Genomic DNA, 25,594 nt, shown 5'->3' on the forward strand with positions numbered 1-25,594 from the left:
GTGCTCTTACTCTGGTCATACCGTCCTCCTCACATTCCAAAATAAGCTTTTTTAACTTTAAATTGAAAAGTCTTTTTACAATGCAAAAGCTGTTTAGCAAATTGGTCATGGGTATTATGACGTAAAAAAAGACTGTCCATTTCATTCAGACAGTCTCGGTAGCACGTTTCACAGTGTGCAGGATTCGTGTGATAAATTTTAAGGGAGAAAAGAAACTTCTCATAGATTTGTTGGAATCGTTTTTCAAAATAATTCATGTTGTACCTCCATTCATAATGTAATCATGTTTAACTTTAAATTTATAGTGGGTTTTCCATTGGACTAACTGAACTGTTGGTAAGCCTAGTTTTTGGTAGTTGTGAAATAACTTATCCATATTTTCTAGCACTTGATAACATAAGACCTTTTGATAATGGTTATCAGGATAGATTTTCAAAGAAAAAACAAAGTTCTCATAAAGACGGTGAAAACTTTGTTCATAATCATTCATCGTTTTTTCTCGCTTTCCTTTAGAATGGCAATTTTTTGAAATGTCCGTTTGAAAGGACATGGATAGGCTAATCATTCATCCGCTTAAAGGAGTAGAAAACAAAAAAGACAGCTCACAAAGAACTGTCTTCACATCTTAAACAAATCCGCATGACTGCCTGTATCAGCTAAAGTCAATGTCAAAATATCATCTTCAATCAGATAAATCAAGAGCCAATCTGGCTTGATGTGGCATTCCCTAAAGCCAACAAAGTTTCCTTTGAGTTCATGGTCACGGTATTTTTCTTCTAGTGTCTGTCCTAGGCGGAGTTTTTCAATCACTTCATCTAAGAGTGTCATCTCTAAGCCTCGCTTTTTAATCCGTTTGTAGCTCTTTTTAAAAGCAGAGGTGAACTTGACTTGGTACATCTAAGCTTCCAGAGCCTTCTTTAAATCTGCTAGATTGCCATAAGAAGCGACCGTTTCATCACGAGAAATACGCTTAGCTTCTGCCAGAGCTTCTAAGGTCTTTTGGCTATAATTGGGGACTTCAACCGTGAAAGGAAGTCCACCACGCAATAGACATTGACGAAGAAAAATATTGACCGCACTAGACATATCCATCCCCAAGTCATTAAATAATGAAGTTGCTTGGGCTTTGACAGTTTCATCAATCCGAATTTGCGTTGGAACAGTTGCCATAAATGCCACCACCTTTCATTATTTATTGTAATCTATATAGTTTACATTGTCAATCATTTGTATTTGTTTGAGTGTTTTCTACTCGTCTAAACAGATGATTCCTGCTTAAAAGAGTAGAAAATGGTATGATAATAGTGTAAAGGAGAAGACTATGCCTATTGATTTTTCGAGTATGCTACCTTACACTATCGACTATGTTGATTTAATGAAAAATTTCGAGACCTTTCCAATGTTCGATAATTTCAATTTACAAAAAAATTATCTCAATCAGTGGAAAACAAAATTAAAAAATGCGGATTCAAAGATTCTTAAAAAAAATAAAAAGTTAGATGAGATTCTAAATGCTGTAACAACAGAAGAATCCTTCCAAAAAGCTACTATCTTTGGCAAAAATACTATAGTTATCAACTTTACTGTTGCACCTCTTGTCAAACTAGCTGAACAAAATAAGCAAAATGCCACAGAAATCCCATTAACTTATTTTGAAAAATCTAGGGAATTTGTTACTTGGACACCCATTTCACAAACAGATAATAGAAGTCTTAAAGTCCTACCTATTTTATTAACCCATTTTTACAATGCCAGAACATTTGGTTTTCTTCTTATTGACGGGAATCATAGAGTATCAGAAGCTTTTAAAAATCATGATAAAACAATTAAAGCTCTTATTATTGACCCAAGATACATGATAAACGATAATTTTTTCAAAAGCGAATTTGATAAATTATTTTTCATCTTTCAAAATGAGTTATATTATCTATTTCATTGTAAAAAGCAATATCAAATGAAGGATAAAGAATTGTTGGAAAGGTCGTATTTAACAAATGAACAATTTAGTTTTTCAGATGTAATACCCCAGTTGTAACACCTTATTTGGGCTTGGAGCAACAAAACTTCGCCCCACTCCTGATTTTCCAGTGATAAGAATATATAGATTCTTCTTTAATGCTTTAGTTTGAATTTTGGTAGAGAAGTAGTGTAATTCTTCGTTCAAAACTAGTTACCTCACTTTCTAGCTTATAGAGTTTACTTTATTTTCTACTCTTCTAAACAGGAATATACCTGTTTAGGGTATGCTCATATCATCGCACACTCAGTGTTGTTATCACCGTCCTATAGCTGTACTTGACTAATCTCTGTTATTATAGTCATCTCACTACACTATAGCCACGATTAACCGCCTATGCTTACCCCAGCAGAACGTATCTTACCTGTCAGCATTTCCGACGCCACCAGCGCCAGCAGTTCCCCTTTGTTATCCGGTCAAGAGGGGCAAAAAGTCGAGTGCGTGAGATAACTCCAAAGATCTTTGTGTTCATCTACTCCAACCTTCTTGACTTTTTGCGATAAAACCGTTACAATAATAGTTGCTAAATGATTATTGTGTGTTGGTCAGCTAAGCTTGAGTGAGGTTGTCTGACGCACTTTTTTATTCAATTTTCAAAGGACAAATTCAACTATTTTGCTAAATTTCCTTGTCTATTCTTTATTGAAGTTAAGTTCACTTTTTAGGTAAATCTAGCAAAATCGCCATATAGTCAACTGACTATATTTATATTATATAGTCTTGTGACTATATTGTCAAGAGTTTTTTGTAAAAAAATTAAAAATTTTTAAAGAGGTATAAACATGTTTCCCGAACGCTTAAAAGCTCTGCGTTTAGAAGCTAATCTAACGCAAAGCGATGTAGCTAAAAGTTTAAATATATCGCAACCCTCATATGCCCAATGGGAAAATGGAAGAAGAAAACCGTCTTCAGAAACATTAGAAAAGTTTGCGCAGTTTTATAATGTATCCATTGATTATTTAATGGGAAAATCTGATTACAAAAATTCAGATGAGATTGACTTATCAACGTTTGAAGTTCTGTATCGGAAAACTTCTAAAAATTTATCTGATGAAGAGAGGAAAATACTAGAAGAAGATTTAAGAAAATTTCTGTTAGAGAGAGAAAAAGCCATTAAGGCTATGAATAAAGAAAAGAAAGACTGATGTTTCGTGCAAAGAATTTACTTCAATGTTTGGAATCGTGTAAAGCAATCACTTTATCCATTCATGAAATTAAATAAAGTACATCCTCTTCATTATACTTTTCAGGATTACTTCAATTATGAAGTCAACAAGAAAAATATACTTGTCATTCCTCATCATATCCGAATAGATATAGCAGGTTTTAATATCAATGATGATGTTTTAACGATTTCCTATCAAGATAGCGATTCTACCAATCGTCAAAATTTCACAAAATGTCACGAATTGGGTCACATCTTATTACACCACAGTAGGCGAGTATTTACTGATTTTCATGATGATTCTCTACAAGAAAGGGAAGCTAATCTTTACTCAGCTTTTCTCTTAATGCCTGATATTGTGCTTCTAACTAAGATTTTTTACCAGCAAATGGCTTTTCAAGAGGTAGAAACAGCATTACAAGTTTCTGGTCAAGCTCTCAAAACTCGTTTGACAGACTTTTTAAATTTTGAATTAGACATGAATAGGCTATCTGCAAAACAAACTGTAGAAGATTATCTAACCAGAAAAAACAAACACATTATCGGTTACTTTGACCAAGTGAAAGACTATATTATCTCTGATTATAATGAATTTGAACCTAGTACACTAGAAATATTCCATTATCTGATGAATCAATCAAACTTTGTTTCAGATATTGACTTACCAGAGTTAGCAGATACTCAATTTATCTCTTTGGTAAAACAATGTTATCCAAAATTCAAAATTTGGGGACTGTATGATAAGGGACAATCTATTAGCTATGCTTGGAATCCTAAACAACTAACAGAAGTAGCAGCTAAACGACATGCGAAACTCCTTTTAATAACAAGAAAATGACCTAGAGAAAATCTCTAAGTCATTTTTTCAATGCCTTTTTATAGGCTTCACTATCCTTTTTGTATGCAATATTTTCATTACCTGAAGTAAAATAACTACCTGTATCATACTTTAAAGTGCCATTTTCTTTTAAATCGTAGGTAACAACAACGTCACGACCGTTAACAGAAAATGTAAAAGTCTTATTTTTAGTATCAATATTCGTTACAGCACGGGTTTCATTCTCGTAGAATCTCCCACCATTTTCATTAAACTCTAAAATAAGTTTAGCTTTACCGTCATAGATATCATAATATTTTCCATAAAGACTATTTTGTTTAGAACAAGATATTAGAAATATAGTAACCATACCTAGAAGTAATAAACTAAATATTTTTTTCATTTTCCAAACCTCCTTTGATAATATTATACTAGAAAAATGCTACAGAAATAATTCAAAATGAAATACTTGGAGTATATAAAAAGTTTTTTAATCATTGTTTAGAGCAATCATCACCTGTTCAGCAATTGCCTTAGCCAGTAATGGTGGGACAGCATTACCTACTTGAGTAAATTGTGGTGTCTCTTTTGCCCGTTTATCTCCACCAGTGGTACGCTTCCCAAGAAATTCAAAACTATCATCAAAAGATTGCAGCCGAGCCATTTCCCTAACAGTTAAAACACGGTTAAAGAATGGGTGGATATAGTCATCTGGTAATGTTACCATAGTTGGTGAGACACTATTTTGGTCAAGACGAACTCGAATACTCTTTTTAGTAAAGATGGCTTCGATTGCTTCAGGAGTTAAATCTCCATCTCTTAGCATTTTTGAAAACTTATCTTCCGTAATATCTGAATTCAACTGGTTCTTGATTTCATTCCAAAATAGTTCAGCCTCCTCAAATGAAGTTTTTAATCTAAGCGCTAATGATTTTAAAATATGTTGTTTAGCAGAGTTATCCGTATCATTCATTGATAATAACCCAAGCTGACGATTGGTAAATTGTAACCATCTCTCGGATTTAAAACTTTCTTGAAGCAAATCCTGTTTTTTTAGTTGCTTGATAATGTGAAGCTGGTTAGCTTTACCATTGATTTGAAATAGACTTTCAATAAATAGGTTTGGATAGTCCCTTTTTAATTCTAGTCCTTCTAATTGGATTCTATTAACGGCTTTAGCTCTATTTTCTCCTTGTTGATATAGTGAGAATCGCTGTGTGACAATATCATCGTGTCTTGAGATTTCCATATTCAACGGATTATCATTTGTAATGGGGTGACCATCAGTATTAGGAGTCCTACCCAGTCGACTTTGTAGGGAATAATCTGTTTCATAGCCAAATTCCCCACCATAAAGGTCTCCTAAAGCGTCATAAACAGTAACGTTTGGAATGTTATTATCACTTTCTGGGTATTGAATAGGTGCTACGTCATCACGATATGCTAGAAATACAACACGATTTCTTTGTTGTGGGACACCAAAGTTTGCTGCATTAAGAACCTGCGTATCAAGTAAAGTATATCCTAATTCTTCCAACTCATTTTTAAGGATAGATTGAACCAAGTTTTGTCCTTTGTAAATTCTATCATCAAGTACGCTAGGAAAGTCTAACATCTGCATATCTAAAATACCGGTTACATTTTCCATAACAACATAACGTGGCATAACATCTCTAATGATACGCAAATATTCATGAAAAAGCATATTTCTAGGGTCTTTGGAGTCTCTTTTTCCTAATCGGCTGAACCCTTGACAAGGAGGACCGCCAAAAATGACATCAACAGTTCCTCTTTCAAAAATATTTCCGTATTTTAACGAGTTAATAGATTGAAAAATTTTGTCAGAAGTCAATTCTTTTATATCTGCAAGTTCAAGGTGTGTATCAATACCTTCTACTAAACCTAGTTGTTTATGTCGGTTTGTATAAGTTTCTTCAACCATGGGGCTTTTATCACTAGAGAAGATAATATCAAATCCAGCTTGTAGAATTCCTTCACTGAATCCACCAGCACCACAGAATAAGTCTATTGCATAGGGCATAATTTACCTCGAATTGTGTATTTACTACTTTAGTAGTATATCAGAATTTCGTTGAAAAGTCCAGGTGTTGCTGCTTTTCTGTTTTTATATTCGTAAAATATTTTAAAAACCAGTAAAAATGTAAACTAAAATGAATTTTACAATTTGTAAATGATGTACTATAAATGAGAACAATGAGGAGAGTAGGTATGGAAAGTTATATTAAAGAAAATATTGAAAGATTACTTTATATAAGCGATTTTTCACAAGATGAGTTGGCTGATAAAGCTAGTCTTAGTAGACAAACAATCAATAAGTTATTATCTTCTAATTCAAAGCACAATCCTAAGCTTTCTACATTGGTAGCTGCCTCTAATGCTTTATCAATAAATTTTCCAGAGCTTTTGGTTAGAACAGATAAAATTAGTGTTTCCACAGATTTTTCTTTAAAGTCCACAGAAGATTATCAAAATATACTGATACAGAATATAAAGTTGTATTTACGAAGCTGGAAACAATTTTCACTAAGTAATTCAAATGGAGTAAGAGAATCTACGATAAGTAATCTTGTAAATGGTAAATACTCAGATATATATTTTTCAACAATAGAAAGCCTTGCTAAGGAAATGGAAGTTCCGCTTGCTGATTTATTTAAGAGAGGAGAAAGATAATGCAATTTATCCCATATGATGATGAGTTAGAGGTTATCAATAACATACATAAGTATAATTCAAATGATTATACTGTTATTAGATTGACACAAACCATGCTAAATAAAAGTATTATTGACGCAAACGGATTTTTAAGAATTTTGCTATTAGATAATGGCTTGTTAGATTTTGGAAATTTGACTGATAAAGTTTATTTGACAGCTAATTTTGTGTTGAACGGCCATAAACATGAAGTAAAAATAAGTTTCTATAAAGCTAATAAAAGAGGAGATGAAAGATTTTGGATATATGATTTAAAGAAGTTCGTTAAATCATCTAAAATCAATGTAAACGACTTGATTTATATAACTGTAAATAACCAAAAGGAACTTACACTATTTAATGTTACCCATAGTATTCCTCAAAATAGCACTATTATAGAACTGTTTGGACAAGATAAAGTTGAAGATTCACTAAATAGGTTAATTCCACAGATTAAAGCCATAGCAAGACAAGGCTTTCATAATAATTCTAAGAGAGCAGGTAAGGTTGCACCGAAAGACGCTGGAGATACCCTAGAATCACTTTTGGGAATTCAAACCAATAATAGTCAAGAAGCTGATTTTGAAGGAATCATTGAGTTAAAATCAAAATCCTCTAAAACACTAGATACCCTATTTACTTTACGTCCAAATTTCGAAGGAACGCCTGTAGCAGAATTTGAACCGAATGATAGGAGTAGGGTATCGGCGTTTGCTCGTCTGTATGGCTATGACTCAGATAAGCATTTGGGATATAAGAGTCTATACATTACAATAGGTTCAGAAGAAAATCCTCAAAACAATCAAGGGTTCTATCTGGAGGTTAATGATAGGGACAACCTTGTTGAATTAAGAAAACAAGAAAATAACAAGAGTATTTTAGCTGCATTTTGGACATTTAAAGCACTAGAGGAAGAATTACATAAAAAACACCCAGCCACCTTATGGGTGAAAGTTGAATCCAAGATGGACGGTGATGTAGCACAGTTCAAATATGTTGAAGCTGAATTAACTCGTTCACCACAGTTTATGACTTTTCTTTCTCTGATAAAATCAGGAGCAATTACTTATGATTGGAGAGGCTATACTACACCATCTGGGAAGTATGCTGGAAAGAATCATGGTAATGCTTGGCGGATAAAAAATAAGCAAAGAGGTTTGTTATTTGGTAGTACAGAAAAAATTAAACTTGAAGATTGAAAGTGAGCAATAAGATGAATTCAGATCAATTTCTAAAAGATATTCAGGGCAAAAATGTTAACTTTTTAATAGGTTCAGGAGCTTCTTTTGGAGTAGTTCCAACATTGTGGGTGAAATCAATAGAAAAATCTTTTGAAGAATTATTGACTTCAAAAAATTATGACGAAAATCAAAGAAAAGTTCTTTATTTTATTTGGTTTGAGCTTTGGATACGTAAAACAAAGATACTTGATTTTGATAAAAACAGTGAAGTGCATAATCAATATAAACGATTTGTTCAAAACTTAATTGATTTTCTTAATAATGAAGGTTTTGATAAACCCAAAAGAGTTAATATATTCACATCGAATTACGACACGTTATTTGAAATGATATTTGATAAACTAAGTAAGGCAAATAGATTAACCTATTTTAATGATGGTAGTAGGGGCTTTTTCAAAAAATTTATTTCGACAGAAAACTATCACTTGAAGATATCTCATTCTGGAATGAGTGATTCTTTTCAAAGGGAAATTCCTACAATTAATTTATTAAAAATTCACGGTTCGGTAACTTGGCATAATAGTGACAATGAAATTGAAGTAGATTTAAAAAACTCAGAATTTGACAATTTATGTGACTTAAGTAGTGAAGTTATAAAATCAATAAATAAATTTAATAATGAGAATGATTCAAACTGGTTTAGTAATGAAGAGAGTTTATTAATTCCTGATAAATACGAGGAAACTATCCTGTGTGGAACTTTAAATGAGGAGCAACTTAGTCAAGAATTAACTCGAATCTATGAAAAATTCTCTGATAAAGTGGAGTCGTTCTATGAATCCTATAAAAACTTTCCAGTAGTAAATCCCACAAAAGAAAAGTTTTCAGACACTGTTTTTCAACAACATTATTATCAATTATTGAGAATGCTAAGTTTTGAATTGGAAAAAATCGATAGTGTTTTAATTGTTTTTGGTTTTTCGTTTGCTGATGAACATATCTTAGAGATTGTACGTCGTTCAATAGTAAATCCTAAGCTTAAGATTTATGTCATTGCTTTTAATGAAGATTCGAAGGAACAAATAAAGAGAAGGTTAGGAAATTTAGGAGGGAGTATTATAGACTATCTCCCGTCCGGATCATCTCCAGATGGTAATGAAATTCAAGGAAATTTTTCATATCTAAATTCATTATTTGATGGAAAGGTAAGTGATAAATGACAAATGAAAGTTATGTAGTGGGAACTGTAAGAGAAATTAGGGGAACAAATGTGGTTATTCGATTATTTGATAACTCATCACAAATGACCTATTTCTTTAATGGGAAACGTTACTCGGGTATTATGATTGGTTCATATATTGGAATCAAACGTGGCCATTATATTATTGTGGTAAAAATTGAAAAAGAGTATGCACAGGATGTTCTACGGGATACAACAGTTCAGGAGTTTTCTAAAGATAGATTTTTTAGAGAATTGGAAGCAAAAGTAATCGGAAGCTTTGTTCGTGAAAAATATATATCAGGAATGGTAGCTTTCCCACAAATATTTAATGATGTTATTCTATTACCAAATGAGCAAATTACTGCTATAATAAGCGGTGAAAGTTCGGGAGATAACAGGCCGCCTTCAAATCCAAATTCATATTTTACTATAGGAGAAATATGGCCAGAAGGTATCCCCTATAAAGTTAATTGGACAACAATTTTTAATACTCATATTGCAATTTTTGGTAATACTGGGAGTGGCAAATCCAATACCTTAACTAGACTTTATAAGAATTTATTTGACTTAAATAAAAAGCGAGTTCTAACATTTGGAAAATCTAAATTTGTAATTATCGACTTCAACGGAGAGTATACAGGGGAAAGAGTATTAGCTGATGATAAGAAAGTTTATAATCTAAATACTCGAAAGTCGGAAGGGGATAAAATTGCAATACCTGCTAATAAATTTTGGGATAAAGAAATGTTATCCATTTTATTTGGGGCGACTGCACAAACTCAACAACCTTTTTTAAATAGATTATTAAAGTATTATTTTTCAAAAAATAATTTTGAAGAAAATGTACCAGAATATCTTTGCAAAGCTTTTAGAACGGTTTATAGTACCCCGTCAAAAGAATCTCTGGATTTGCTTAAATATGCGCTTGATGTTTTAGGGATAAAATATGATAGTTTTTCTACATGGATTGATTTAAGTGTTTTTAATCCTAATAATGCAAATGCATATTATAGCGTTCAATTCATAGATGGTTGGAATAATAGTAACAATAAGTGGTACTATAATGCCGATGAAAAAGCTGAATTGTTAAAGCAGGAAATAGAAAATATTAAAGGTCGGGTAGAAACGTTTATGATATCAGGGTCAAAAGAAAAACTCCAAAATCCGATTATTCAATTAAGGTTAGCAGCTTATTTTCAGATGATTTTTGATTTATCCCGCCATACTATACAGTACGACCATATTTCACCTCTTATTCATAGGATAGAGGCGCGTTCCAGTGACTTTGATAAAGTTCTTCAGATTGACAATTTACAAGAGGATAACTTTCAAGAAATGTTTATTGAAAAAAATATAAGTGTTATTTCGTTAAAAAATGTCAATAAAGATATAAAGATGTTGTTGCCAATGTTAATAGCTAAAATTAGCTATGATATACATAGAACTAGATTTAAGCAGGATAGTATATTTAATCTTATTATTGACGAAGCACATAATATTCTTTCGGAAAATTCAACTATTGAATCTGAAAAATGGAAAGATTACAGGTTGGATGTTTTCGAAGAGATTGTAAAAGAAGGACGTAAATTTGGATATTACCTTACAATAGCTAGTCAAAGACCCTCTGATATCTCACCGACAATTGTTTCGCAGATTCATAACTATTTCATCCATCGATTGGTAAATGATAATGATTTAAAGCTACTAGACAGAACGATGACATCTTTAGATTATATTTCAAAGTCAAGTATTCCAAATCTATCTGCGGGTCAAGCAATCATTACAGGTGTTTCATTTGATTTACCTGTAATAGTTAAAATTGCTCAGCTTCCAAAAGAAGAAGCACCAAATAGTTCCAACAGTGAACTTTTAAAAATATGGCAGGTCAGTAAGGATAAATAAAATAAGGTGGTATAGTTGAATGGGGAAAAATAAAAACAAGAAGAAATGGGGAATTGGAAAAATAATTTCAATTCATCGTAATTATGGCTTTATATCAACAGATAGTTTCGGTCAAAAAGGAGAGGAAATTCCTTTCGAAATAAGCCTTGATATGATAAAGATTGTTAATGGAAAAGAACAGATTGAATATAGCGAAGAAGTGAGTTTTGATTTAAGAAAAGGCGTACTTCTGCGAGATAAAAATATCAGAGAAGCTTACAATCTGAAATTTAATGAAAAAAATTTGATTCTCAAAGAAAGAATAACTTCTAAACCATATCTTCAACAAATTAGAGAAAAATTCACTTTATTCAATATTGATATACCAGATTCGGAACTTGCAAAAAAGGAGCTGACAGATTCAACAGCTATCATTCAAGAATTAAAAGAGCAGGGAACTTCTGAGGAGGAATTGCAGGATATTGTAGAATCACTTAATAGAAGCAACGAAGCAATATTTAAAACTGATGATGATGTTTTATATGAGTATTTAAAATTTAAAGGTTTCCAGCCCAATATGTTAGAATATCTTATTAATGGACTTTTTCTTGATAAGAATATATTGTTCAAAGTTCATCGTGTTTCAGATGACAAACAGAAGCATTACGAAATTTCAGACTTAATAAAACTTGATGAAGTGGATATTGTTTTTAGAGAAAAAATACTTAAGTGGATTTTAGGGATAGAAAATGCTTATAAATCTCTTATGAGCAGAATTTCCACGCAAGAATTGGGAGGAGAACAAATATCTGAAAAAGTAGTATTATATTGGAAAAACTCAACGGATAGAACCAAACAAGAACAGTACAAGCGAGCAAAGAATCGATATAAATATCTTCCATATTCTGACCAATATGACTATATCACTAATCCCGATATTTTTCCTCTAGATGATTTAATGTCTCAGATGGATTTAACCAGTTTAGAAGGATTATTAACTATTTTTGACAGGTTTTCTAAAGAAGAACAAAATATTTCTGGAAATAGTATAAAATCAATTTTTCCTTGGATTAGAGATATTGTTATTCATAAACAAATTTTACGAGACCTTAGAGTGTTAAGAAACGCAGCGGCTCATGGAAGACCTATACTCCCTATACTCATGAATCCAGATTATAATCCAAATTGGGATTTAGAATTTGATAACCCAGAAGGGCGGACAAACATAAAAAAATGGGCCTTATTTGAGCCCCTTAAGCGAATGAATCAAATAATTTTTTCAGTTGATGAACAAACCTCAATACAGATAATGCAACCTATCTTTGGAAACCATTATAGAAAAGCATGGATTGAATTAAACTTTATATATCATCGATTTATTAGTCTTTTTGATAATAAACGGTATAGTGACTTCCTTTTAGAATCTAAAGAATTTTTAGATTATGAAAGTATTGATAGTAGAACCGACTTGGAAAAGGAGCTCTATCCAAAACTATTTGATATTGGAGATACCACGACTTTTTCACAAACAGGTACACCACCAGCATATCGTGTGTTATCAAATGAGGCTATGATGGCTTTTATGGCAGCTGATATTCACAGAGAAAATATGAATTCAAATATAGAGAAATATCTTTAAAAACAACGAGGAAAATAAAAAGTCATCTTCCACAATAAGATAACCTCTAGCTCAGTATTCTATTTTTTGGAAGTATTGAAAAATTTACCTTATTTAAGTGAAATTATTTAAAATTATACAATATAAAGTAAAAAGTAAATAATGATAAAAGTGCAGTAATAAAGGCTTTTAGTATTTAAAGAGATGTAAGTTCCACCAACCAGGTCTTAAGAAAGCTCGTAAAGCATCACAATTCTCAAAACGTTAAGAACAGCTACAATACAGACTTTACAACACTCCATGGTTCACACCATGGGGTGTTTTTTGATTTTCAAAAATCACAGCTAATTGCTACTGATTTTATAACCAGCGATTGATTGTAGAAGACAAAGTTGATTTGGATAGTAACTGTGAATTGGCTTATAAGCGTAGTGAACTTGAAAAACTTATTGATAGAGGAGATAGAAGATTTGTACGATAAAATAAAATTTATAGCTAATACCCAAGATTTACTAGAGAAGTAAATTAAAAGTATATACAAAATGATACGTCTGTGATATAATAGACACAGAAATAGGAGGTGGCATTATGCAACTAGTCATCAATAAATGGGGAAATAGCTCCGCTATTCGTTTGCCAAAACAATTGGTACAAGAATTACAATTACAAACAAATGATGTCTTAGACTATAAGGTATCAGGGAATAAAATTATCCTAGAAAAAGTGAATAATATCCCTGAATTAACTGTAGAAGATCTGTTTAAAGATTATCAAGGTGAACCTGTCAATGTTACCCCAGCTCTATTTGAAAGTGTGGGAAATGAACAATGGTAACCATCAAGCAAGGGTCAATTATCAAAATTAACTTGGATCCCAAACAAGGACATGAACAAAAAGGGTATCGTCCGTACATTTGTCTAAACCATAGTATCGTAACCAAGTATTCTAATATTGCTATTTTTGCGCCAATTAGCAATACCAAGCGTGATTACCCTTTTTATGTTCCCCTAGAAGGAACAGAATCCACAGGGAAAGTATTATTAGACCAACTGGTTACAATCGATTTTAATGCTAGAGATTATCGTTATGTGGAGGATATTCAGGAAGACTTATTAGATGAACTTTTAGCTAGGGTCAAGGTGCTATTTGAAAAAGGATAATGAGCTAAAAAAAGATTTCAGTTAAACTTCTACTGAAATCTTTTTTATTTTATTTGTAAATGCATTATTAAGACTTGCTATAACACTAAACAGTTATACCTCGCTTTGAATTATCAGTCTTCTTTAGGGTCTGAAAAGATTACTAATTCATTCTCTTAACTTTCTGTCTAACCTTCGGAAGCGAAAGAACAGTAGAGTCATCCTATGGAATCATGTAGCAATGGTGTTAATTCATTGAGTATATCATTTAATATATCCTGAATGTCGTAAGGATGGCAAGTTGTCCCATAAATTAATCTTTCTATATTCTTTTGAAAATGGTTCGGTAAATACTGTGCATTTTGTTCGGCATAGGCTATCATTCGTTTTTCGCCTGGATGGGTTAGCATGTTAAGCGCAAAAATTAAGTCAAAGTAAGTTTCTAAAAATGCTGTAACTCTATGATTAAAGCTAACAGCATCTTTACGCATAGTTGCTTTGATAATTTGCTTATCATAGGATGGAAGATGACCAGTTAATAAGTTCATATGATGGCTAAGAATAGTCTGTTTAAGTTTTTGTGGATAGTTAATATCAAATCTGTTAACAATATACTTTAGCTTATCGCCAGAATCATAAAGAATCTTTGAGTGCAGAACATTGTGCCATAAACAGGTGGTATATGCGTTTTGGATTATACACCTTTCAACAACATCTACCAGCTCATCTTTTATTTGGTTAATATCTCTATAGAGGATATCAATATCTTGACCAGACATTAAAGTGCAATCGTCTTCAAGTTCCCAAAAATGATTCCCTATTTCTATGTGTGAGCAGAATCTTTTTAATATGGTTAATCGTGTGGCTTCATCAGGAATTGATGAGCAGTAAATGTAAAGATCATAGTCAGATGTTTCATCATAATTACCAGTTGCTCGCGAACCACCAAGAGCAATTGCTTCAACCTCTGATATTCTTGCAAATTCTTGCCAAAGAGATGTAAATTCCATGTTATGCTCCTTCTGTAAAGGTAAAATTCTACTCAAATTATATCATAATAAGCTAAATTCTAAAATCTACACGACAAACGCATGAAGAAAGGACTGTTTTTTCAGAGAACAATTTCAAAAGCACAAACTCTCCTCTTAAGTATAATAGACTTAGGAGGTGTTTTGAATGACAGAAATCCTTAATTTTCTGATTGCGGTGTGTGCTGATCGTGAGAATTGGAAAATCAAACACGGTTTGTCTGATAGTGTTCTTTTGATTTTCTTTGCCTGCTTTACAGGAGCCGAATACTGGTAAGATATTGAAGACTTTGGAAAGCTTATGAGTCTTCTTTACGTCGTGTTCTTAAGCTAGAAAATGGTATTCCATCCATGATACGCTGCAATGCCAGTGTCCAAAAAGCGCTACATGTTGTCTTCTGCTTATGCGACAGCCTTGGGCATCTGTTATGGTCAAGTGGCGACTGATGAGAAGGAAAGTGAAATCACAGCTATACCAGATTTATTAGATTACCTATCAGTAAAAGAATACCTACTTTGAAATTTAGTGAAACAAAATTAAAAATCATCTGACCAGCATCTATCTTTTCAATCTTCTTCTTAATTGTTATAATGAAGAATAGGTTATTTTGCTCGATTATGTTTACGAAAAGTTAAGCTAAGGAAAGTATCATATTTTTGTTACTGATGGAGGTAAGAAAACAATGCGCTGGTTTTATGAATGTCGGAGTTTGCTATATGAGAGTATGCATCAGGTTTTCCCTTTGGCTCTTATCTACTCTTTTTCGGTTCTTATTCAAAACCTTTTTTTATCTCCAACTAGTTTTTTTGCGGTGACAGCCGGTTTGAAATTATATAAAAATAAATGGATTTTTTCATTTACAGAACACTTTTTAGAGTTTAATCGAATTGTTCTGTGTTTATTAGTTGGCTTATGTATGGCTTATTTTATACGCTTACTCTTAAAAAGACATCAAATAGATTCGTTTATACCAAGTCTTATTAGTTTTTTGCTAGTATGGCTGCTCTTTGGTGAAGTTAATTTTGATGTGGATAATCATATTGCTCAGCCTATTTGGCTGTTCCAAGTATTGGGGGCACTGGTATTTTATGGTGCAGCTTTATTAAATAGGAAGTTAAAGCATCATCATTTTCAATTATTAAAGTGGCTTTTTCTGTCCCTTTTTGTCTATATAACACTTTTTTGGGGAATTACTACCTATAAGATCCCATTTTTAAACATTAATTACTATGTTCAAGAAGGCTTTTCAAATTTACTGGGTAATGGACCTAGTCACCTCTTTCTCATCATATTTTTATCTTTTGGTGGCGTCATCTTTTTTTCTCTGGGTTTAATTGTGCCTGAAGTGTTAGCGTCTCCTAATTTTTCTTTAAATGTTGTCAGTGAAAATTTGGATGCGGTTTTGAATCATTCAATTCATAAGGTATCTCATCTGTTTACCCTTTATACTGTACAAGATGCTTTTGCTTTATATGGTGGGGTGGGATTGTTGTTAGCTTTAGGAATTGCCATCCTGCTTATTAGCAGACGGTATCACATAAATACTTCTTATAAAATGGCTGGCCTTTCTTTTATTCCTTTGGTGTTTGATCAGCCATTGCCTCTTTTATTGAGTTTCCCCATTTTATTTCAGCCTCTGCTTTTGATTCCAATGTTACTGACGACGCTTGTTGCAGAACTGTTAGGAGCATGCTGCCTTGCAATTGGTCTTATCAATCCAGCTGTTTATGAAGTACCTACTGGAACACCTAACTTTCTCTTTGGTTTTTTGGCATCTAATGGTGATTGGCGGTATTTATTGGTTACGATTATTATTTTAGTTATTTCAGTCATGATTTATCTGCCTTTTGTTAAAATTGTTTTGTTTAGAGAGGTTCTTAATGAAAAAAATAGTGAATTGTAGTGCTCTCATCCTTGTAGCGATTCTTTTACTAACCATGATTTTTTGGGGGAAAAATTATATTAATATTTCTTCTAAAACGAAGATGAAAATTTACAATTCTCGAATGAACCCCACCATTATGGTTCCGGGTTCAGAGGCCACTCAGGAACGGTTTAATGAGACACTTGCTTCCTTAAATAAGCAAGGGAAAAAACATAGCATTCTCAAGTTAACTGTCCATAAGGATAATTCGATTTCTTATAGCGGACAGATTGCTGCTAGTGATAATCGTCCTTATATTGTCGTTGCTTTTACTGATAATAAAGATAGTTATGCAACGATTAAAAAACAAGCGAAATGGCTGGATCATGCTCTTGATGAATTGCAAAAGAAATACCATTTTAAAAATTTTAGTGCTATCGGACATTCTAATGGCGGCTTGGATTGGACAGTCTACCTTGAAAATTACTATGCAAAAGAAAATTTTCACCTCAATACTCTGATGACAATCGGAACACCTTATAATTTTGAGGTTGTTAATAGTTCCAATCACACTCAGATGCTGCAAGATCTGATTGCTGCTAAAGATGCATTGCCAGACGATTTGACCGTTTATAATGTGGCAGGAACTAATAGCTATGATGGTGATTATATCGTTCCTATTACGAGTGTTGAGACAGGTAAATACATTTTTCAAAAAACAATAAAGCAATATACGCAAATTACGGTTACAGGAAATGAAGCAGAGCACTCTGATTTACCAACGAATAAGGAAGTCTTAGACTTGATTTCTGAAAATATTTTAAATAACAACCGTAAAAAGGTTGGTCCAAAAAATCAAAATTAAGAGGAATTAAAAATCTTCCAATAACGGAAGATTCTCTGCTTTAACAAGAAGATTTTCAGAGATATGTAAACGCTTGCTTTTAAAAAGAAGGAATGCTATAGTTAATTTGAATGATATAACAATGAAAAAGAGGTGACAATTATGAATTTAGTAGGAATCGTTGGGACGAATTCCGAACGTTCCACCAATCGCAAATTGCTGCGCTTTATGGCCGAGCATTTTGCTCCTCAAGCTGCTATCGAAGTCTTAGAAATCAAAGATCTGCCTGCCTTTGATGAACCAGAAAACAAGACAGCTCCAGCTGCAGTGGTTGCTTTTTCTAAAAAGATTGCAGCGGCAGATGGTGTTATTATTGCAACACCTGAATATAATCATACTATTCCTGCCCCCTTGGCCTCGGCTTTAGAGTGGATTGCCTATACCAGTCGAGTTCTTGTTAATAAGCCAGTTATGATTGTGGGCTGTTCGCTAGGTGCCCTTGGAACATCGCGTGCTCAAGCTCACTTGCGCCAAATCTTAGATGCACCAGAATTGAAGGCACGTGTCATGCCGGGAACAGAATTTTTCCTAGGTCACTCTGAACACGTTTTGGATGATGTCTTTAACCTCAATAATCCTGAAAAAGTAGCTGAGCTGGAGGAGCATTTCACAGAATTTCAGGACTTTGTGACCATCACAAATCAAATTGTCAAACAAGCTGATACAGATCGTAAAAAGGCATTTGTATGGGAAGCGGGTGAATAAAATGAAATTAATTGCTATTGTTGGGACCAATGCTAAGCAATCCTATAACCGAATTTTACTGCAATTCATGAAGAGGCATTTTGTTCAAAAGGCTGATATTGACATCATGGAAATTGCTAATGTTCCAATGTTCAATGAAACAGAGGATCAAACGGATTTACCTGCTATCCAAAACTTTAACACTAAAATCAGCCAAGCTGATGGGGTCATTATTGCAACGCCCGAGCACAACCACACCATTCCATCAAGTCTAAACAGCCTTTTGGAATGGCTGTCCTTTAAAGTGCATCCCCTAGATGGCAAACCCCTTATGATTGTTGGGGCTTCTTATGATGTGCAAGGATCTTCTCGAGCGCAATTGCACTTACGGCAGATTTTAGATGCTCCGGGTGTCAATGCGGCCGTCATGCCGGGCAGTGAATTTTTACTGGGACACGCTCATCAGGCTTTTGACGAAGCAGGCAACCTCAAGTCAGAAGCAACGGTTGATTTTCTAGAGTCTTGCTTCTTTAAATTCTTACGGTTTGTGCAAGTGGCTAATCAATTGAATGAACCAGAAGAAGTAAGCTTTGAAGCAGGGACTTATCAGGTGACAACCCAAGGGCATAATGGCAAATTGCCAATGACTGTAACCTTATCAGAAGAAAAGATTGAAAAGATTGATATTGATAGTTCCGGAGAATCCTCAGGAATAGCCGATATTGTCTTTACACGGATCCCAAATGAAATATTGGAAGGTCAGACTTTGAATGTAGATGCTGTGTCAGGAGCATCGGTGACCAGCAATGGTGTTCTGGACGGGGTTGCCAGAGCAATTAAGCTGGCAGGAGGCAATCCGGATGTTTTGCGGAAACGTCCAAAGGCACCATCAGCCTTGGATAAAGAAGATAAGACTTACAGCACAGATGTGGTTATCGTAGGTGGAGGTGGAGCTGGTTTAGCAGCCGCTGCTCGAGTGCTGCAAGCAGGTAAGCAAGTGATGGTGCTTGAAAAGTTCCCTGCTCTTGGAGGTAATACTGTACGTTCTGGTGGCTTATTAAATGCAGCAGACCCTGAATGGCAAAAGACTTTTCCCGCTAATCCCGGGGAGGCTCATAATCTTTCCGAGCTGATTCAAACAGATGAAGACAGTATTGCAGCAGAATATTTAGCCGACTTTAAGGAATTAAAGCAGCAAGTAACTAATTACTTGAAAGATCCAAGCTATTTATTTGATTCTAATATTCTCCATCGGATTCAAACCTATATTGGTGGTAAAAGAACTGATCGTAATGGTTGTGAAGTCTATGGCAATTATGATCTTGTAAAGGTGTTAACAGATAAGGATCTTGATTCCGTCCATTGGTTAGCGGATATTGGTGTTGATTTTGATCGCTCTGAAGTTAGTATGCCAGTAGGAGCTTTATGGCGTCGCTCTCACAAACCTAAACAACCGATGGGTTATGCTTTTATTGAAGCTTTGGATACCTATATTCGCAAGAATAGTGGTACTATTTTAACGGATACTGCAGTCACAGATTTTATTTTAGAAAATGGTCTTATTAAAGGAGTACTTGCTAAAGGCCGCAATGGACAAACCATTACCGTCCATGCCCAAGCTGTTGTCTTGGCTTCTGGTGGTTTTGGTGCCAATACTAAGATGTTACAACAATATAATACTTATTGGAGTAATATTGATGATAACATTCAAACAACGAATTCACCAGCTATAACAGGTGATGGCATTCGCTTAGGGCAAAGTATTGGTGCCGCTCTTGTTGGTATGGGCTTTAGCCAAATGATGCCAGTGTCAGACCCGAATACGGGAGCCATTTTCTCAGGCTTACAAGTTCCGCCGGCAAACTTTGTTATGGTTAATCAAGAAGGCAAACGTTTTGTGGATGAATATGGTAGCCGTGATACGCTTTCTAAAGCTGCGATTGATAATGGTGGTCTCTTCTATCTAATTGCTGATGAAAATATCAAAGCAACTGCCATGAATACCAGCAATGAAAAAATTGAAGAACAAGTTGCAGCAGGAACGCTTTATCGTGCTGATACTTTAGAAAGTTTGGCAGAGCAAATTGGTGTGGATCCCGCTACCCTTGTGGAAACCATCAACAATTACAATTCCTATGTTGAAGCGGGCTATGATCCTGAGTTTGATAAAGGAGCTTTTGATCTCAAGGTTGAAAAGGCGCCATTTTATGCAACACCTCGAAAACCAGCAACCCATCATACGATGGGCGGTTTGAAGATTGATACACAAGCTCATGTTATTAAAGAAGATGGCAATAAGATTCCATCTCTTTACGCTGCTGGGGAAGTGACAGGCGGCATTCACGCAGGCAATCGCTTAGGCGGTAATGCTTTAGCTGATATCTTTACTTTTGGACGTATTGCAGCAGAAACAGCTGTAACAGAATGCTGCTAATAAGTGATATTCAATAAAAAAACTTAAAGATTCCTTTTTGGTAAATTCTCCTCAAATAATGAGTGACGTCAAATCGTCTCTCTTATAAGAGGAGTTTTTTGATCATTTAAGCATCAGATATGTTTTTATTTTTGTAATAAATGCCTACTCTAATCATAAAAATATTTACATTGGGCAGGTTCGCAAAAAGTGATATAATAAGAGTATGATTGATTCTCAATTAAAGGAAAAAAGAAAAGTCATTATTGAAAAGAAGATTGCTTTGAGCAAAGCTTCTGGGAAAATTATTTTAATGGGGGAGCATGCTGTCGTTTATGGACAGCCAGCCATTGCTATCCCTTTTTCTGCTGTTGAGACTGTGGCAGAAGTTAAAGAAGACGGCGAAGCCTTAACAGTTACCTGCGAATTTTATGACGGTCTTGTTCATAAGATGCCTGAAATTTTGGAAAGTCTCAAGCATGCCATTCGTTTTTCCCTTTATCGTATTGGAGCACCGCAAGATCCAGCCATTCATATTGATATTCACTCTACCATTCCTGCTGAACGTGGAATGGGGTCAAGTGCAGCAGTGGCTGTAGCTATTGCTAGAAGTCTTTTTAACTTTTATGGTAAGGTATTGACGGATAAGGAATTATGGGAAATTGTTCAATCATCAGAAAAGATTGCACACGGTAATCCTTCTGGGATTGATACCGTAACGACTAGTGGCAAATCTCCAGTTTTTTTTGTTAAAGATCAGCCCATTGAACAGTTGTCAATCAATATGGATGCCTATTTGATTGTTGCTGATACCGGTCAGACTGGGCAGACCTTAAAAGCTATTCAATCGGTAAAAGCACTTCTTAGCAAAGTAACTTATCAAATTGATAGCCTTTCAGATCCTAAGCAAGCCATTAAGGAATTAGGTCAATTGACAAAATTGGCAAAGGAAGCTCTATTAAATAATTACATTTTAGAATTAGGCGAAGTGATGAATCAGGCCCACCAACTTTTAGCAAGTCTAACGGTTTCCAATCAAACTTTGGACAGACTGGCTCAAGCTGCTAGACAAGCAGGAGCTTTAGGAGCTAAATTAACAGGCGGTGGCCGAGGTGGATGCCTCATTGCTCTTGCGAAAGATAAAGAAAGTGCAGAAAAGATTGCAAGAACCTTATTAGAACAAGGTGCTAAGCAAGCATGGTGCCAATATTTAGGAAATCTCTAATATTAACTGAAAAAGTTGAAAATCTATTTAAACTATACTAATCGGTGAATCGCACTGTCGAAGTTAGATGTCCGACCTAACTTTGACAGTGCTTTTTATATTTAAAGAAAGGAAATGTAATTAGTAAAAAGTAGCAAACCTCGAAATTAATTACATCTAATATAAAAATTAACTTGACTTAATTTTTATATTAGGTTATATTACTTATAAAAGGAGTAAAAATGTTAAAGATAGAAAATTTAAGCGTTTCTTATCGTGATCATCTTGCTTTAGAGAATGTTTCCTTGGAAATCCCTAGTTCAACAATTACAGGTATTATTGGCCCCAATGGTGCGGGCAAGTCAACCTTATTTAAAGGGGTTCTTAATATGGTTGATCATGAAGGGACAAGTTTTATTGATGGCAAAATCTTAAGTCAAAATCTAAGAAGTATTTCCTATGTTGAACAAAAAGCGGATATTGATTACAATTTTCCCATTAAAGTCAAGGAATGCGTTTCTTTAGGTTTATTTTCAAAAGTCAAACCTTTTTCAAATTTGAAAAAACAAGATTGGCAATGTGTTCAAGAAGCACTTTCTCAGGTTGATTTGGCAGACTATGCCAATAGGCAGATTAGTCAACTTTCAGGGGGGCAATTTCAACGTATGCTCTTGGCTCGTTGTTTGGTACAAGATGCTGATTATATTTTTTTAGATGAACCTTTTGTAGGAATTGATATTATCAGTGAGGAACTGATTGTAGGACTGTTACAAAAGCTCAAGAAAGAAGGAAAGACCATTTTAATCATTCATCATGACTTGAGTAAGGTCAAAACTTACTTTGATCACGTTCTGCTTTTGAACAAAAAAGTCCTTGCTTTCGGTCAGACAGAAACTGTTTTTACACAGAAAAATCTGACTAAAACCTATCAATCACAATTTTTAATGGCAGGTGATGCTTCATGATTACAGAATTTATACAAGGCTTATATCAGTTTCATTTTTTACAAAATGCCTTGGTTACGGCGATTGTTATTGGTATCGTAGCAGGAGCTGTAGGCTGTTTTATCATTCTTCGTGGAATGTCCCTTATGGGGGATGCCATTTCTCATGCTGTTTTGCCGGGCGTTGCCTTATCTTATATTTTGGGAATTAATTTTTTTATTGGAGCCATTGTTTTTGGTCTTTTGGCTTCGCTCATTATCACCTTTATTAAGGAAAACAGCATCATTAAAAGCGATACAGCTATAGGGATAACCTTTAGTTCTTTCTTGGCGCTGGGTGTCATTTTGATTGGTCTTGCCAATAGTTCAACTGATTTATTTCATATTTTGTTTGGTAATATCTTGGCTGTTCAGGATATGGATAAGTGGATTACTTTGGGCATTTCTTTGCTTGTTCTTCTTTTTATCTGTTTATTTTTCAGACCGCTTTTATTGACCTCTTTTGATCCTGTTTTGGCTAAGTCTATGGGGCTGTCTGTTCATTTTTACCATTATCTGTTGATGATTCTATTGACTCTGGTTTCTGTTACAGCTATGCAGAGTGTTGGTACGATTTTAATTGTTGCCTTGCTCATTACTCCAGCAGCGACAGCTTACCTTTATGCCAATAGCTTAAAAACCATGATTTTATTATCATCAACTTTAGGTGCTTTTGCTTCCGTTGCCGGGCTCTTTATCGGCTATAGTTTTAATATTGCAGCGGGTTCAAGCATTGTCTTAACCTCAGCACTTATCTTTTTGATTTCTTTTGTTTTTGCACCCAAGCAAAGATTTTTTAAGAAAAAAGCAAAAAAATAATCATTCTTAACTATGATCAATTATTTATTATAAAAGGAGAATTCTAATGAAGAAATTAAGCTTATTATTACTAGTTTGTTTATCTTTATTAGGCTTATTTGCCTGTACTTCTAAAAAAACAGCCGACAAAAAATTGACTGTTGTGGCTACCAATTCTATTATTGCTGATATTACTAAGAATATCGCTGGTAATAAGGTTGTCTTACATAGTATCGTTCCTGTTGGTCGAGATCCTCACGAATATGAGCCTCTTCCTGAAGATGTTAAAAAGACCTCTCAGGCTGATGTCATTTTTTATAATGGGATTAATCTTGAAAATGGAGGCAATGCTTGGTTTACCAAATTAGTTAAAAATGCTCATAAAAAGGCAGACAAGGATTATTTTGCAGTGAGCGATAGTGTTAAGACCATTTATTTGGAAAATGCAAAAGAAAAAGGAAAGGAAGATCCTCATGCTTGGCTTGACCTTAAAAATGGTATTATTTATGCTAAAAATATCATGAAACGTCTATCTGAAAAAGATCCTAAAAACAAGAGTTATTATCAGAAAAATTTTCAAGCCTACAGCGCCAAACTTGAAAAACTACACAAAGTAGCCAAAGAAAAAATCAGTCGTATCCCTACTGAGAAGAAAATGATCGTAACTAGTGAAGGTTGTTTCAAGTATTTCTCTAAGGCTTACGATATTCCTTCTGCCTATATATGGGAAATTAATACCGAAGAAGAGGGAACACCAAATCAAATTAAGGCTTTAGTGAAAAAATTAAGGAAAAGTCGGGTGTCTGCGCTTTTTGTAGAAAGCAGTGTTGATGATCGTCCAATGAAAACTGTTTCAAAAGATACAGGTATCCCAATTGCCGCTAAAATTTTTACAGATTCAGTTGCTAAAAAAGGACAGGCTGGAGATAGTTACTATGCGATGATGAAGTGGAATATAGATAAAATTGCAGATGGTCTGTCACAATGAGGAAAGGTTTCCGCCTACTCCCAGCTGTTTAGCATATGAAGCTGTTAATAATAAATATCATCACCCAATTAATATGGAAAAGTCTATTCAAATTTTCCTGATAGGATGATGGATAATTAAAACTTTTATCCACTTTTTACTGACATTTTGATATAATGATTTTGACAAAGAAGAGGATAAACTATGACACCTAATAAAGAAGATTACCTTAAAATTATTTATGAACTCAGTGAACGTGATGAGAAGATCAGCAACAAGCAAATTGCTGAGAAAATGTCTGTATCTGCTCCGGCTGTCTCAGAGATGGTTAAAAAATTACTATTGGAGGATCTGGTTCTTAAAGACAAACAAGCGGGTTATTTGTTGACAAAAAAAGGACAGATTTTAGCGTCATCTCTTTATCGCAAGCATCGTCTGATAGAAGTTTTTTTGATGAATCATCTTAATTACACAGCAGACGAAATTCATGAAGAGGCTGAAGTGCTGGAACATACTGTTTCTGATGTGTTTGTTGAACGTTTAGATAAGTTTCTTAACTATCCTAAGGTTTGTCCGCATGGAGGGACCATTCCTCAACATGGACAGCCCTTAGTAGAGAGGTATCGTACAACTTTAAAGGGTGTAACTGAGATGGGAGTATACTTGTTGAAACGTGTTCAAGATAACTTTCAGTTATTAAAGTATATGGAACAGCATCATTTAAAGATCGGAGATGAATTAAGGCTCCTAGAATATGATGCTTTTGCGGGTGCTTATACCATTGAAAAAGATGGGGAACAATTACAGGTGACATCAGCAGTTGCCAGTCAAATATACATTGAAAAGAAAGCTTACTAAGAAGAGACTATCCATGAGACATCATGATATGAGTTAGCTTTCTGGGTTGAATTATGTCTAGACTATAAGAAAGAATTTTCGCTGCTTTTTGAAATTTTCGCATAAATAAAGCTTCCATGCATGCTTGAAAGTCATGGAA

Annotated in this window: 26 protein-coding genes and 1 pseudogene; 20 read left to right on the forward strand and 7 right to left on the reverse strand. The window is 34.2% G+C overall.

Translation table 11 applies throughout. The annotated features are described in order from the left end of the window. Positions 1-29: 29 nt before the first annotated feature. The 4 genes from FNL60_RS10590 to FNL60_RS01015 form a co-directional block, all read right to left on the reverse strand. Positions 30-257 carry a hypothetical protein gene (locus tag FNL60_RS10590; RefSeq protein ID WP_002280075.1) on the reverse strand — a complete coding sequence of 76 codons (228 nt, stop codon included), beginning with the start codon at positions 255-257 and terminating at the stop codon, positions 30-32. Beyond that, a complete protein-coding gene (locus FNL60_RS01005) occupies positions 254-550 on the reverse strand; it encodes a hypothetical protein (protein ID WP_231872042.1) in 297 nt (98 codons plus the stop codon). Before FNL60_RS01005 ends, FNL60_RS10590 begins: the two co-directional genes overlap by 4 nt. Before the next feature lie 68 nt (positions 551-618). After that, complete coding sequence (locus FNL60_RS01010) at positions 619-897, reverse strand: type II toxin-antitoxin system YafQ family toxin (RefSeq protein WP_002280073.1); 279 nt, start codon at positions 895-897, stop codon at positions 619-621. Beyond that, the gene (locus FNL60_RS01015) at positions 898-1,170 is read right to left on the reverse strand and encodes a type II toxin-antitoxin system RelB/DinJ family antitoxin (protein WP_002280072.1); all 273 of its coding nucleotides are present in this window, start codon (positions 1,168-1,170) and stop codon (positions 898-900) included. 151 nt (positions 1,171-1,321) lie between these two features. Between FNL60_RS01015 and FNL60_RS01020 the strand changes: the two genes are divergently transcribed. The 3 genes from FNL60_RS01020 (at position 1,322) to FNL60_RS01030 (ending at position 4,020) form a co-directional block, all read left to right on the forward strand. Beyond that, positions 1,322-2,035, forward strand: a complete 714-nt coding sequence (locus FNL60_RS01020) for a hypothetical protein (RefSeq protein WP_002280071.1) — start codon at positions 1,322-1,324, stop codon at positions 2,033-2,035. 764 nt (positions 2,036-2,799) lie between these two features. Continuing rightward, positions 2,800-3,162, forward strand: a complete 363-nt coding sequence (locus FNL60_RS01025; protein ID WP_002280070.1) for a helix-turn-helix domain-containing protein — start codon at positions 2,800-2,802, stop codon at positions 3,160-3,162. Positions 3,163-3,168: 6 nt separating this feature from the next. Further along, positions 3,169-4,020, forward strand: a complete 852-nt coding sequence (locus FNL60_RS01030; RefSeq protein ID WP_002280069.1) for an ImmA/IrrE family metallo-endopeptidase — start codon at positions 3,169-3,171, stop codon at positions 4,018-4,020. 19 nt (positions 4,021-4,039) lie between these two features. On the opposite strand, the gene FNL60_RS01035 is transcribed toward FNL60_RS01030, so the two are convergent. Next, positions 4,040-4,402 (reverse strand): hypothetical protein, encoded by a 363-nt coding sequence (locus FNL60_RS01035; protein ID WP_002280068.1) that lies wholly within the window; start codon positions 4,400-4,402, stop codon positions 4,040-4,042. 87 nt (positions 4,403-4,489) lie between these two features. Continuing rightward, positions 4,490-6,040, reverse strand: a complete 1,551-nt coding sequence (locus FNL60_RS01040; protein WP_002280067.1) for a DNA cytosine methyltransferase — start codon at positions 6,038-6,040, stop codon at positions 4,490-4,492. Positions 6,041-6,228: 188 nt separating this feature from the next. On the opposite strand from FNL60_RS01040, the gene FNL60_RS01045 reads away from it, so the two are divergent. From FNL60_RS01045 to FNL60_RS01075, 7 genes are all read left to right on the forward strand, one after another. After that, on the forward strand, positions 6,229-6,690 hold the full coding sequence (locus tag FNL60_RS01045; RefSeq protein WP_002280066.1) for a helix-turn-helix domain-containing protein: 462 nt from the start codon (positions 6,229-6,231) through the stop codon (positions 6,688-6,690). Further along, the gene (locus tag FNL60_RS01050; protein ID WP_002280065.1) at positions 6,690-7,910 is read left to right on the forward strand and encodes an MvaI/BcnI family restriction endonuclease; all 1,221 of its coding nucleotides are present in this window, start codon (positions 6,690-6,692) and stop codon (positions 7,908-7,910) included. The genes FNL60_RS01045 and FNL60_RS01050 overlap by 1 nt, the downstream gene beginning before the upstream one ends. A 14-nt stretch (positions 7,911-7,924) precedes the next feature. Beyond that, positions 7,925-9,112, forward strand: a complete 1,188-nt coding sequence (locus tag FNL60_RS01055) for an SIR2 family protein (RefSeq protein ID WP_002280064.1) — start codon at positions 7,925-7,927, stop codon at positions 9,110-9,112. Further along, a complete protein-coding gene (locus tag FNL60_RS01060; protein ID WP_002280063.1) occupies positions 9,109-11,016 on the forward strand; it encodes an ATP-binding protein in 1,908 nt (635 codons plus the stop codon). Before FNL60_RS01055 ends, FNL60_RS01060 begins: the two co-directional genes overlap by 4 nt. A gap of 19 nt (positions 11,017-11,035) precedes the next feature. Next, entirely contained in the window at positions 11,036-12,634 is a 1,599-nt protein-coding gene (locus FNL60_RS01065; protein ID WP_002280062.1) for an Abi family protein, read from the forward strand. A 567-nt stretch (positions 12,635-13,201) separates the two neighbouring features. Then, positions 13,202-13,447 carry an AbrB/MazE/SpoVT family DNA-binding domain-containing protein gene (locus tag FNL60_RS01070; protein WP_002262990.1) on the forward strand — a complete coding sequence of 82 codons (246 nt, stop codon included), beginning with the start codon at positions 13,202-13,204 and terminating at the stop codon, positions 13,445-13,447. Then, a complete protein-coding gene (locus tag FNL60_RS01075) occupies positions 13,441-13,773 on the forward strand; it encodes a type II toxin-antitoxin system PemK/MazF family toxin (RefSeq protein WP_002265705.1) in 333 nt (110 codons plus the stop codon). Before FNL60_RS01070 ends, FNL60_RS01075 begins: the two co-directional genes overlap by 7 nt. A 197-nt stretch (positions 13,774-13,970) precedes the next feature. Here FNL60_RS01075 and FNL60_RS01080 read toward each other — a convergent pair whose 3' ends face one another. Then, positions 13,971-14,762, reverse strand: a complete 792-nt coding sequence (locus tag FNL60_RS01080; protein WP_002280060.1) for a nucleotidyltransferase domain-containing protein — start codon at positions 14,760-14,762, stop codon at positions 13,971-13,973. A gap of 166 nt (positions 14,763-14,928) precedes the next feature. Between FNL60_RS01080 and FNL60_RS10330 the strand changes: the two are divergent. The 10 genes and pseudogenes from FNL60_RS10330 to sloR all read left to right on the forward strand — a co-directional run. After that, a pseudogene (locus tag FNL60_RS10330) lies at positions 14,929-15,285 on the forward strand (transposase family protein); the annotation flags it as partial. Positions 15,286-15,463: 178 nt separating this feature from the next. After that, entirely contained in the window at positions 15,464-16,684 is a 1,221-nt protein-coding gene (locus FNL60_RS01090) for a PTS sugar transporter subunit IIC (protein ID WP_002270688.1), read from the forward strand. After that, a complete protein-coding gene (locus tag FNL60_RS01095; RefSeq protein ID WP_002280395.1) occupies positions 16,662-17,510 on the forward strand; it encodes an alpha/beta hydrolase in 849 nt (282 codons plus the stop codon). Before FNL60_RS01090 ends, FNL60_RS01095 begins: the two co-directional genes overlap by 23 nt. 141 nt (positions 17,511-17,651) lie before the next feature. Further along, the gene (locus FNL60_RS01100; protein WP_002280396.1) at positions 17,652-18,254 is read left to right on the forward strand and encodes an NADPH-dependent FMN reductase; all 603 of its coding nucleotides are present in this window, start codon (positions 17,652-17,654) and stop codon (positions 18,252-18,254) included. Position 18,255: 1 nt separating this feature from the next. Further along, on the forward strand, positions 18,256-20,667 hold the full coding sequence (locus FNL60_RS01105; RefSeq protein ID WP_002274544.1) for a flavocytochrome c: 2,412 nt from the start codon (positions 18,256-18,258) through the stop codon (positions 20,665-20,667). 205 nt (positions 20,668-20,872) lie between these two features. Then, positions 20,873-21,871, forward strand: a complete 999-nt coding sequence (gene mvk, locus FNL60_RS01110; RefSeq protein WP_002280397.1) for a mevalonate kinase — start codon at positions 20,873-20,875, stop codon at positions 21,869-21,871. A gap of 221 nt (positions 21,872-22,092) precedes the next feature. Next, on the forward strand, positions 22,093-22,815 hold the full coding sequence (locus FNL60_RS01115; RefSeq protein WP_002269156.1) for a metal ABC transporter ATP-binding protein: 723 nt from the start codon (positions 22,093-22,095) through the stop codon (positions 22,813-22,815). Continuing rightward, the gene (locus FNL60_RS01120) at positions 22,812-23,651 is read left to right on the forward strand and encodes a metal ABC transporter permease (protein WP_002266675.1); all 840 of its coding nucleotides are present in this window, start codon (positions 22,812-22,814) and stop codon (positions 23,649-23,651) included. The genes FNL60_RS01115 and FNL60_RS01120 overlap by 4 nt, the downstream gene beginning before the upstream one ends. A 46-nt stretch (positions 23,652-23,697) precedes the next feature. Next, positions 23,698-24,618 (forward strand): metal ABC transporter substrate-binding protein, encoded by a 921-nt coding sequence (locus tag FNL60_RS01125; RefSeq protein ID WP_002279372.1) that lies wholly within the window; start codon positions 23,698-23,700, stop codon positions 24,616-24,618. A gap of 183 nt (positions 24,619-24,801) precedes the next feature. Beyond that, positions 24,802-25,455 carry a metal-dependent transcriptional regulator SloR gene (gene sloR / locus FNL60_RS01130; protein WP_002262032.1) on the forward strand — a complete coding sequence of 218 codons (654 nt, stop codon included), beginning with the start codon at positions 24,802-24,804 and terminating at the stop codon, positions 25,453-25,455. Positions 25,456-25,594 lie beyond the last annotated feature (139 nt).

This window comes from Streptococcus mutans, from assembly GCF_006739205.1.
GTDB lineage: Bacteria > Bacillota > Bacilli > Lactobacillales > Streptococcaceae > Streptococcus > Streptococcus mutans.

Excerpts from the sequence above, each read along its gene's own strand:
- FNL60_RS10590 (WP_002280075.1), bottom strand. The coding sequence starts at position 257 with ATGAATTATTTTGAAAAACGATTCCAACAAATCTATGAGAAGTTTCTT.
- FNL60_RS01005 (WP_231872042.1), bottom strand. The coding sequence starts at position 550 with ATGTCCTTTCAAACGGACATTTCAAAAAATTGCCATTCTAAAGGAAAG.
- FNL60_RS01010 (WP_002280073.1), bottom strand. The coding sequence starts at position 897 with ATGTACCAAGTCAAGTTCACCTCTGCTTTTAAAAAGAGCTACAAACGG.
- FNL60_RS01015 (WP_002280072.1), bottom strand. The coding sequence starts at position 1,170 with ATGGCAACTGTTCCAACGCAAATTCGGATTGATGAAACTGTCAAAGCC.
- FNL60_RS01020 (WP_002280071.1), top strand. The coding sequence starts at position 1,322 with ATGCCTATTGATTTTTCGAGTATGCTACCTTACACTATCGACTATGTT.
- FNL60_RS01025 (WP_002280070.1), top strand. The coding sequence starts at position 2,800 with ATGTTTCCCGAACGCTTAAAAGCTCTGCGTTTAGAAGCTAATCTAACG.
- FNL60_RS01035 (WP_002280068.1), bottom strand. The coding sequence starts at position 4,402 with ATGAAAAAAATATTTAGTTTATTACTTCTAGGTATGGTTACTATATTT.
- FNL60_RS01040 (WP_002280067.1), bottom strand. The coding sequence starts at position 6,040 with ATGCCCTATGCAATAGACTTATTCTGTGGTGCTGGTGGATTCAGTGAA.
- FNL60_RS01045 (WP_002280066.1), top strand. The coding sequence starts at position 6,229 with ATGGAAAGTTATATTAAAGAAAATATTGAAAGATTACTTTATATAAGC.
- FNL60_RS01050 (WP_002280065.1), top strand. The coding sequence starts at position 6,690 with ATGCAATTTATCCCATATGATGATGAGTTAGAGGTTATCAATAACATA.
- FNL60_RS01055 (WP_002280064.1), top strand. The coding sequence starts at position 7,925 with ATGAATTCAGATCAATTTCTAAAAGATATTCAGGGCAAAAATGTTAAC.
- FNL60_RS01060 (WP_002280063.1), top strand. The coding sequence starts at position 9,109 with ATGACAAATGAAAGTTATGTAGTGGGAACTGTAAGAGAAATTAGGGGA.
- FNL60_RS01065 (WP_002280062.1), top strand. The coding sequence starts at position 11,036 with ATGGGGAAAAATAAAAACAAGAAGAAATGGGGAATTGGAAAAATAATT.
- FNL60_RS01070 (WP_002262990.1), top strand. The coding sequence starts at position 13,202 with ATGCAACTAGTCATCAATAAATGGGGAAATAGCTCCGCTATTCGTTTG.
- FNL60_RS01075 (WP_002265705.1), top strand. The coding sequence starts at position 13,441 with ATGGTAACCATCAAGCAAGGGTCAATTATCAAAATTAACTTGGATCCC.
- FNL60_RS01080 (WP_002280060.1), bottom strand. The coding sequence starts at position 14,762 with ATGGAATTTACATCTCTTTGGCAAGAATTTGCAAGAATATCAGAGGTT.
- FNL60_RS01090 (WP_002270688.1), top strand. The coding sequence starts at position 15,464 with ATGCGCTGGTTTTATGAATGTCGGAGTTTGCTATATGAGAGTATGCAT.
- FNL60_RS01095 (WP_002280395.1), top strand. The coding sequence starts at position 16,662 with ATGAAAAAAATAGTGAATTGTAGTGCTCTCATCCTTGTAGCGATTCTT.
- FNL60_RS01100 (WP_002280396.1), top strand. The coding sequence starts at position 17,652 with ATGAATTTAGTAGGAATCGTTGGGACGAATTCCGAACGTTCCACCAAT.
- FNL60_RS01105 (WP_002274544.1), top strand. The coding sequence starts at position 18,256 with ATGAAATTAATTGCTATTGTTGGGACCAATGCTAAGCAATCCTATAAC.
- mvk (WP_002280397.1), top strand. The coding sequence starts at position 20,873 with ATGATTGATTCTCAATTAAAGGAAAAAAGAAAAGTCATTATTGAAAAG.
- FNL60_RS01115 (WP_002269156.1), top strand. The coding sequence starts at position 22,093 with ATGTTAAAGATAGAAAATTTAAGCGTTTCTTATCGTGATCATCTTGCT.
- FNL60_RS01120 (WP_002266675.1), top strand. The coding sequence starts at position 22,812 with ATGATTACAGAATTTATACAAGGCTTATATCAGTTTCATTTTTTACAA.
- FNL60_RS01125 (WP_002279372.1), top strand. The coding sequence starts at position 23,698 with ATGAAGAAATTAAGCTTATTATTACTAGTTTGTTTATCTTTATTAGGC.
- sloR (WP_002262032.1), top strand. The coding sequence starts at position 24,802 with ATGACACCTAATAAAGAAGATTACCTTAAAATTATTTATGAACTCAGT.